This window comes from Nitratifractor sp. (genome assembly GCF_015487065.1).
GTDB lineage: Bacteria > Campylobacterota > Campylobacteria > Campylobacterales > Sulfurovaceae > Nitratifractor.
In genome coordinates, this window is sequence record NZ_WFQN01000100.1 from 1 (window position 1) to 8116 (window position 8116).

Sequence of the window (8116 nt, forward strand, 5' to 3'; positions counted from 1 at the left end):
GCTCCCAGAACCGAGTGCGGATCGGGACGCATAGCCAGGACACCGGCCGGACAGACCGAGACACAGATATCGCAGGCTTTGCAGTTGTTCTCATTGGTCCAGACCGGGGTGTTTTCAGGTGCTTTCATCAAAGACATTGTCTTCCCCTTTTAAAAGTTTTACAGTGATGCAAATACTCACTATGGAGGTAGAATAGCCTAGTTTGGGTAAGGAGGGTATTAATGGAGAGGCTTTCAAACCAAAGGGGAAATAGCTGTTACTTTACGAAGCATTAATGCTTCTCTACCCCGGGGAGATTTTCCCGTAGGATCAACACAAAGTCTGTTTTTGTCCAGCTTCCCGGATAACTGTGCAAGAGCTTTCCCTCCGGTGAGAGGAAAAAGAAGCTGGGGGTGATATGCTGATAGGCCTGTGCCAGCCTGGCGGGAAGCCGCGTCGAACGGACATTCAGTTCCGTAAAGATGAAATGCTCTTGAAGCATCCGGCGTATTTCGGGATCGTTCAAAACTTCCCGATCCATCTTTCGGCAATAGTGACAAAGCGGCGAACTCACTTCGACGATGAGGGTTTTTCCGCTGCGTTTTGCCTCCGCTAGCAGGGCCGGAAGATCAAACGCTCCGTCGAAATGCCGTTTGAGTACTTTTCCGTCCCCACGCTGATGTTCCGCCGCATAGTGCATCAGATACTTTGTCAGATGCGCCAGAGCATTCTCGTCAAGTTTGATAACAGGATGGGGGGTATGGAAATAACGCCCGATGGCAGGGCTCAACAGTGATTCCCCTGCTTCCGGCTCTTCCAGATACTCCTGGAGATAGGCTTCGATCTCCGCTTGGCGCATCTCGGCGTCACCGGGTTCGCCGATCTTTTTGGGACCCCGCATGATGCCGTAGACCAGCATATTGATCGTCGGAGCCTTGAGATGAAGAAGTTGGTTGTCTTTTTTGAAAAAATTCTCTTTGAGCCGTGCTTCGGGGATATATCCGCTGTGGCAGGAAGCGCAGCGGGTTTCAAAAATCTTTTTCCCCTCCTTGTCCTGGCCGAAAAGTGTTGTTGTCTGAAACATACAGAGGAGTATGGGAAGCACATAAAGGTTTTTTTGATTCATTTTAGCTTCTTTGAGTGTGCCGTTTTCAACCTGAATGACTCAAAACGAAACACTGTTGTAGACCTCCGGCCAGGCCGAAGTATCTCAGATTTAGACGCAGTTACACTTGTAAGTGATACCAGGGTTGCCTTTGACATGCACCAACTCAGGAGTGTCCACCTTGAGCTGCTTGATATGCTTGTGGGCCTTGAGGTAGGTCTCCACGGTCTCCCAGATCGGCTCACCGGGCGCTTTGGAGTTTACGGTCGCCCATCCGGCGACCTTGTATTTTTTGTTGGGTTCCAGAGGTTTGCCGTTGGTCAATGTGATATTGCTGCAGCGGTTGCCGGCCTTGGCCAGAGGGTCGAAGCGGTAGGCGAGTCCGCCGGTACGCACCATGTCCCCTCCCTGCTGATAGAAGGGATCGGGGTTGAAGAGGTTGTCGGCGACATCTTCGAGAATCATCTTGACGGTTTTACCATCCATCTCCCGCATATAGGTCTCGGGATAGGTCATGGCCGTCTCTGTCGCCAAATCGTCGAAGGTGATCTCCTGACCGGGGATCACACTGGTTCCCCAACGGAAACCGGGGGAGAAGGAGATATCGGCTCCCTTGACCTCCCGCAGAGCGTCACAGATGATCTGGTCCCAGCTGCCGTTGAAGTTCCCGCGGCGGAAGAGCGTGACGTCGGTGGTGGCGATCACCCGGTTCAGGTCTTTGAGATAGGGTTTGCGCACCTCGTCGATGTACTTTTTCATTGTGGGATCTTCAGGGATCAGATCGGAGAAGATCGGCAGCAGCGTGAATTTGAAGTCCTTGATCTTGCCGTTCTGGATATCCAGATCCAGCACGTTGAGAAACTTGGCGTTGGAACCGGCGTTGCAGACGTAGGTCACGCCGCCTTTGTTCTTGACCGGGTAGGCTTCGGGGACACCATCGTGGGTATGACCACCCATGATGAAGTCGATACCGTGGACCACCTGGGCCATCTTCTTGTCCACGTCGTAACCGTTGTGGGAGAGGACGATGACCGCATCGGGCTTCTCTTTTTTGCGGACCAGGTCCACGAACTCCTGCATGCTGTCGGCATCGATACCGAAAGTCAGATCAGGGATGAAGCGCTTGGGGTTGGCGATGGTGGTATAGGGGAAGGCCTGTCCGATGATCGCCACCCGGGCGTTGCCCAGTTTCTTGACGGTGTAGGGTTTGAAGGCGAGTCCACTGTCCTCGTCGTAAGGCGTATATTTCTCCTCCATGATGGAGTCCTCTTTGACCCGGACGTTCTGGGCGATGAACTCGGCTTTGAGCTCCTTGATGTTCTCCAGGATCTCTTTTTCGGTGTAGGTAAACTCCCAGTGGCCGACCATCACATCGACTCCGAGCAGGTTCTGGGCACCTACCATGTCTTTACCGCGGGTCTGAAGCGCCGTCCAGCTTCCCTGCCAGGTATCCCCGCCATCGAGCAGGAGCGTCTTCTCTTTACCGAAGCTACCGCGAAGATAATCGACGACAGTCTTCAGCTGGGCATAACCGCCGACACGACCCATCTTCTTGGCGTGTTCATTGAAACGGAGGCAGGTCATGGCGTATTCGAGACGTTTGTCCCCTTCGATCCCGTAATACTTCAGGAAATGTTCCCCGACGATATGGGGAGGCTTGCCGAAGTTCTCGCCGACACCCAGGTTGACACTGGGCTCCCGGAAATAGACGGGAACCAGCTGGGCATGGGGATCGGTCATATGGAGGATCCGAGCGTTTCCGAAGGGTTGGAGCTTGTAATAGTCCTTCAGATCACCTTTGGGAACGATCCGCATATGGGAGTTGGCAAAAAGCGGTGCCGATCCCAGTACCGCCATCATGTAGACGAATTCACGTCGATTCATTGGGTTCATGATTTTCCTTTATTCATTATTTCACAGTCAATAGCGTGGGAAATACCCACCGGTGCATCCTTCGGATCTTCGGGTGGGCATAGCCCACCCTACTAAGGATGGGACGCGGTACGCACCTGTCCAAGGCACGCACTCTGTTTAAAACTTGTATCCGTCTCCGGGAATGGCCATACGGTAAGTTTTTTGAGCCTCTTTGACCTGCTGCAGGGAGCGCACGGCAAAGGTGCAAGCTCTCCAGGCCGCATAATCGGTCTTGAAGGTCTTCTTCTTCTCTTTGCCCTTGCTCTTGTAGTGCAGGGTCACTTCGGGTTTTTTGGCTTTGATCGCCTCTTTGAGCCCTTTGATGTAGACGCTGTTGCGAATGCCGAGCCGCTTGAACTCGACCCCGAGCTTGACCGCTTCGGGATTGTACTTCTCAGCGACAGCCAGGACTTTCTCCAATCCGTTGGCTTTGACGTCACAGACATTTTTGACATCGAGTTTGGCCGCTTCTTCGACCATCGGTGTCACCGCTTCGGCCGTCGCGGCGATCGAGAGGGCAGCGCCCAGTCCCAGGATCGTGACAAGTCGGTTGATTGTTTTCATCCTGCCCTCCTTATTTGCGTATATCGGGCCCGTCGACGGGCAGACCGTTGGACATATAGGCCATAAAATAGAGCATTTCGCTCATCCACTGACTTCCGGGCTTGTGGGGATTTTCCCCCTGGTTCTTTTCGCACCCTTTGATCCGGCGTTCCAGGGTCCCCAACCCCTGCCATTTGAGACGATAGACGGGGAAGTGGGTCGTATGCCCCAGCAAAGGAGAGAGAACCTCCCGGCGGACCCGATTACCGGCTCCCTGAACGTGACAGGTAGCACAGGAGAGTTTCAGATATCCCCGCTGGGAGTAGTAGTTTTTCTTCCCGCGCTCATAGGCTGCCGCCGCCGCTTCGGAGGGGATGGTGATGTGGACTTTCTTGCCCGCCTCTTTGCTTTTGAAGGCAAAGTAGGCCTCTAGATCGGCCAGTTTCCCTTTGGTCAGTTTCCAGGGTTTCTGACCGTTGGCCTTGAGGCAGTCGTTGATGGCGACACTCAAGGTCACAACTTTTCCCTGCTTTGCATCAAACTTGGGATACTCCCCCGCGATGGTGGGGTCGGGGAAACACTGTTTGATCCCCTTGGTACTATTGTAGAGCTCTTCCCCCGCATCAACATTGTCCTCATAAGGAGGCATCTCGTTGATCTCTTCATACTGGGATCTGCCCTGCTTGTCATAGGCGTAGGATCCCATACGAAAATCTTCGACTTTCTTCACCGGCATCAGGCTCTTGAAATCCTCTGCATTCGCATAGGGAAAGAGTCTCTTGTTCTTTTCGGGATTGGAAAACTTCTTGACAAAGTAGCTCTCCAACGCTTGCCGATCCTTCTCCGCCTGCGTATTGAAGGAGGCGGCTTGAGCTGCTGCCATCCCGATCAATACCGCCACCGACGTTTTCGCAATCTTTCCAATCATCACTTCTCCTTTTTGAGGACGATGAACCCGAGGGGCCCTTACTTGATCTTCGCTTTTCCTGTCTTGGTCTTACCTTTGAGGTCTACCCAGGTGATTTCGACCTCTTCTCCTTTTTTACCGCCTTTGAAGTAGAACTTCATGTAGGGGTTTTTGGAGAGGAACTGGCTGGTAGAGACTTCAAAAACAGTCGCCCCTTCATTTTTGGCTGTGACATAGACGATGAAGTTGGCTTCTTTACCTTTTTTCTTCGCTTCACGGTAGCTGAGCATGGGATGTTTCATCATCACTTTGACTTCGGTTTTGTCACCTTTGAGTTTCGCTTTGATTCTCATTTTGTTTTTCCTTTCTTGACTATTCTATTTGGGTTCGTAACGCGTGTTTCAATGCTCTGATTCAATTGACGGGCCGGAATCAGCCGCCGCAACCACCGACAGTGACCTTGACGACTTTTTCCGCTTTGTAGAGCTTGCCGTCGACTTCAGCGACAACGACGACATGGCCGGTCTGCTGCATTTTGATCCGGACAGAGTAGTTGGGGATACCGCGCTCAGGAACATCAAAAATAGCCACCACAGTCTCGGGATCGGCCGTTTGCATCAAGGCGATCTTTTTCGCACCTTCCGCCTTGAAGCTGACGGGGACAACCGCGCCGTTTTCGGCAATATCGGGAGCCTTCAATTTGATTTTGCCCTCTTCCACTTTATCCGTTCCGAAGATCGCTTTGATGGCGGCATTGACACCGCTCATATCTTCACCTTTGGATTTTTCGTTGTTGGCAATCTTCCAAACCTTGGGGAGGGCTTTACGATAGTTCTCCGCCATCAGCATCGAGGGGGCAGTCGCCGCCACCGCGAAGATTCCAGCTCCGAGTCCGAGAAATTTTCTTCTTTGCATTGTCATTCCTTTCTATTGTGAGTTTATTTGACTGTTTTGAGATAAGCGACCACCGCTTTGATCTGGTGGTCATCCAGCACGCCGTTGAGCCCGAAAGGGGGCATGGCCGAAATCGGGTTCGTCGTATAGGGATTGTAGACTTTATCATACAGAGCCTGTTCCGGCCACATAGCGAGCCCCTGTAGCTTGGGCCCCAGATTTCCGGGGTTATCGATATTTTTTCCATTGACGGCATGACAGGCGAGACAGTTGCCGATCTTCTTGGTGTTGAAGATCTTCTCTCCCTCCTTAACCAGATCGGCATTGCCGGCTGCCGCGTTGACACTCAGCAGGCCGACGGTTGCCGTCACGGCCAGAAACAGTTTCATCTTCTGCATGATCTACTCCTTATTTGCTTTTGTTGACCATGTAGTCCACGATCGCTTTGACCTGGTCGTCTTTCAGGCTCATATTGCCTCCCTTGGGAGGCATGCCGTTGAATCCTTTGATCGCATGCTCATAAAGAGTCTTTTCACCCTCTTTGATGCGGTCGACCCACTCATCCTTGTGACCGACGATGGGGGCACCGGCCGCACCGCTGTCATGACATCCGGCACAGCTGGCTTTGTAAGCAGCCGCGGCTGCGGCATCGCCTGCACCGCCTTTGGGAGCCGGTAACGGTGCTTCGATCGCGGCAAATCCTTCGCCGTTCATGATCGGCTTACCGCAGTTGTAGCGGGGAACCTTGACCGTCGGAGTGATCGATTCCGTTGCGTCGATTTTGATATGCATCACCGTCCACTTCTTCATATCGCGGCAATCTTTCATGCAGCGGGTATTGTGAGTGTCCGGCTTGCGCAGATTGTTATAGATGAAGCCTTTTTCATTGGGCAGATGGACCTTTTTGAGGAAGTCGGCATTGATCACCGTATCGTCCTCAATGTCCTTGCCGTCCACCTGAATCTCATTGAGCTGCAGCAGATAACCGATAATCCCGTAAACCTCATCGTTAGTGAGCTTCTTGGGTGTCGGCAGCGGCATCGCCATCTTGATGTACCAGAAGAACGGAGTGATATAGGGCGCGTAGCTTCCCAGGGTCTTTTCCGGACCATCATCTCCCCCGGTTTTGGCCTGATTCTTCAGGGTCCCTTTTCCGCCGACAAGCACGGGGTTCTTTCCCACACCCTCACCAAAATCCCCGTGACACATGGCACAGTTGTTGGCGAAGACCTCGGCTCCCTGCTCCACAGTCATCTTTCCGGGAGGCAGGCCTTTACCGTCGGGACGTACATCGACATTCCATCCGGCAATCTGCTTGGGAGTAGCGTTCACACCGTATTTCAGTTCGCCTTTTTTGATCTTGACGTTGGTGCGCTCACGCATGACCGCCCCGTCGATATTGATCAGTTTCCCATCTTTTTTGACTGTCCCATGGTAAGGATAGTGATTGGGATCAGCCGGAACAACTTTATCGGCTGCCAAAGCCATCGAGGCACTCAATGCCAGGGCACCCGTCATAACAACGATATTACGCGCGACGAATCTGGACATTGTTCACCTCCCCGTTTGCTTTGACTTCCCAGTATTGGATCGCATTTCTGTGATAGACAAATTCGGTACCCCGTGCATCCATCAGCTGCTGCTGCTCAGGCTGGGTATAACCGGTTTCATCCGTAGAACGGCTGCCGATGATCAACGGTTTGCCGTCCCAATCGAAATAGTACTCGAAGCGGGTGATCATCTTGGGCAGCACTTCGCTGGTGATGGTCGCTTCATGCCAGGTCTTGCCGCCGTCGAGGGTGACATCGACATGACTGATTTTGCCTTTACCGCTCCAGGCGATGCCGGCAAGTTTCATGCGGCCCGGTTTTCGACCTTCCCATCCCCGTTCGGGGCAGGGAGAGGTGATCACCGAATCGGACTCGAAGACCCAGTTGAACATCTTGGCTTCTCCGCTGGGCAGAAGCTCCGTATACTTGGTCGTCTCTTCCCGGACCCACCAGGCTTTGTCGTCGAATTTGACCCGCCGCAGCCATTTGGTTTGGATGACGCCTTCCCAGCCGGGGAGAAGCAACCGAACAGGATAGCCGTTTTCGGGACGCAGGGCTTCGCCGTTCATCGCATAGACCAGCATCGCATCGTCAAGTACCTTTTCGATAGGTACGGAACGTCCGACACTGGCAGGGTCGGACCCCTCCGAGAACATCCATTTGGCTTCGGGTTTCAATCCGATGTCCGCCAGGATGGTTTTGAGCTCGACACCGGTGTACTCGGAGGCCGAGAGCATCCCGTGGGTAATCTGCAGGGAATTCAGACCCGGTCCCCGAGCTTCCATCGCACTGTTGGCGGGACAGGAGAAGAAATGCTTCCGCGTCACACTGGGGTAGCGCTTGAGATCCTCGAGAGTGAGAATAACGGGACGCTCCACAAGGCCGTGGATCATCAAACGCCACTCTTTGGGGTTGATGTCTACGACACCGCCGTGACAACGAACAAAATGCAATCCGTTGGGTACGATAGTCCCCTCCAGATCCTGCCAGGGGGTAAAGCTGACCGAAGCTTTCTGATCGGCGGTCAACCAGGGAACGATCCGCCGAACCACATTGGATTCATACTTGGAGGGCAGACCATAGGGATAGGTGTTGATATCCCGTCCCCAGGCCTTTCCCCATTTCGCAATGTGAGGAGGCAGGTTCTCGGGATCGACCTTGCACTCCTCGGCACTCAGTTTCGTCATGCTTCCGGCCCCCAAAGCCGCAGCGGCACCGACTGAA

10 protein-coding genes are annotated in these 8116 nt (G+C 53.3%); all 10 read right to left on the reverse strand.

Going from position 1 to position 8116, the window contains the following annotated elements; all coding sequences use genetic code 11:
- Window positions 1-137, reverse strand: a 137-nt coding sequence (locus tag F8I07_RS05230; protein ID WP_292656669.1) for a 4Fe-4S binding protein, incomplete at its 3' end; no start/stop codon positions are given.
- A gap of 134 nt (window positions 138-271) precedes the next feature.
- Window positions 272-1105: a thioredoxin family protein gene (locus F8I07_RS05235; RefSeq protein ID WP_292656646.1), complete on the reverse strand. Its 834-nt coding sequence runs from the start codon at window positions 1103-1105 to the stop codon at window positions 272-274.
- 90 nt (window positions 1106-1195) lie between these two features.
- Complete coding sequence (gene soxB, locus F8I07_RS05240) at window positions 1196-2968, reverse strand: thiosulfohydrolase SoxB (RefSeq protein ID WP_292656648.1); 1773 nt, start codon at window positions 2966-2968, stop codon at window positions 1196-1198.
- A 147-nt stretch (window positions 2969-3115) separates the two neighbouring features.
- On the reverse strand, window positions 3116-3562 hold the full coding sequence (locus tag F8I07_RS05245) for a hypothetical protein (protein ID WP_292656651.1): 447 nt from the start codon (window positions 3560-3562) through the stop codon (window positions 3116-3118).
- Between the two features lie 10 nt (window positions 3563-3572).
- Window positions 3573-4469, reverse strand: coding sequence for a sulfur oxidation c-type cytochrome SoxA (gene soxA / locus F8I07_RS05250; RefSeq protein WP_292656653.1), 897 nt, complete (start codon window positions 4467-4469; stop codon window positions 3573-3575).
- 38 nt (window positions 4470-4507) lie between these two features.
- Window positions 4508-4801, reverse strand: coding sequence for a thiosulfate oxidation carrier complex protein SoxZ (gene soxZ / locus F8I07_RS05255; protein ID WP_292656656.1), 294 nt, complete (start codon window positions 4799-4801; stop codon window positions 4508-4510).
- Between the two features lie 79 nt (window positions 4802-4880).
- Window positions 4881-5363 carry a thiosulfate oxidation carrier protein SoxY gene (soxY, locus tag F8I07_RS05260; protein WP_292656659.1) on the reverse strand — a complete coding sequence of 161 codons (483 nt, stop codon included), beginning with the start codon at window positions 5361-5363 and terminating at the stop codon, window positions 4881-4883.
- 23 nt (window positions 5364-5386) lie between these two features.
- On the reverse strand, window positions 5387-5740 hold the full coding sequence (soxX, locus tag F8I07_RS05265; RefSeq protein WP_292656661.1) for a sulfur oxidation c-type cytochrome SoxX: 354 nt from the start codon (window positions 5738-5740) through the stop codon (window positions 5387-5389).
- A 10-nt stretch (window positions 5741-5750) separates the two neighbouring features.
- Window positions 5751-6893 (reverse strand): c-type cytochrome, encoded by a 1143-nt coding sequence (locus F8I07_RS05270; RefSeq protein ID WP_292656664.1) that lies wholly within the window; start codon window positions 6891-6893, stop codon window positions 5751-5753.
- The coding region (gene soxC / locus F8I07_RS05275; RefSeq protein WP_292656666.1) for a sulfite dehydrogenase at window positions 6871-8116 on the reverse strand (1246 nt) is incomplete at its 5' end. The genes soxC and F8I07_RS05270, both read right to left, overlap by 23 nt.